General features: G+C 70.4%; 1 pseudogene. It reads right to left on the minus strand.

Annotation, left to right across the window (positions count from 1 at the left end):
- Window positions 1–543, minus strand: a pseudogene (locus tag LFM09_RS50120) (hypothetical protein); the annotation flags it as partial.
- Window positions 544–622: the final 79 nt, after the last annotated feature.

Raw genomic sequence — 622 nt, forward strand, 5'->3', positions numbered from 1 at the left:
CTCGCCGGGCTGGATGTTGTCCTTGTCGAGCACCAGCACGCCGTCACCGGGGTCGGACGGCTCGCCTGAGGACGAGGGCGCCTCCGAAGAGGACGACGACGGTGTGTCCGTGGTCGTCGTCGTGCCAGGTGTCGTGGTCGTGACCGGGGGACGCGTCGTCGTCACCGGCGGCTTCGTGGTGACCGGCGGCGGCGTCGTGGTCGTGACGGGAGGCGGCGGGGTCACCTGGAACGTGTTGCGGGCCAGGTGGTTGCAGTCGTCGTTCGCCGTGAAGACGTACGAGCCCTCCTTGATGCCCCCAGGGATGTTCGCGGTCACCGACCCGTTGGCCACCCACGGCGCCGTGGCCAGCACGGCGCCGCCCCAGTTGATGCGGACGGTGCCCTTGCACCGGATGAAGCCCGTCCAGGTGAACGTCGTGCTGGAGCCGGCCGGGCCGCTGTTCGGCGTGGCCGTCACCGTCACCTGCTGCTGGGCCGCGGCCGGCGTGGCGACCAGCGCGAGACCGGCCGCCACGGCCATCAGAAGGGCTGAAGTCCGCATTCCCACTCCCAGGATCAGTGTCTGCGCAGGCCGCTGAACTGGCGGCGCAGCATCGCGGCACCGATCAGCAGGAAGAACA

Source organism: Lentzea alba (assembly GCF_047445655.1).
Classification (GTDB): domain Bacteria; phylum Actinomycetota; class Actinomycetes; order Mycobacteriales; family Pseudonocardiaceae; genus Lentzea; species Lentzea alba_A.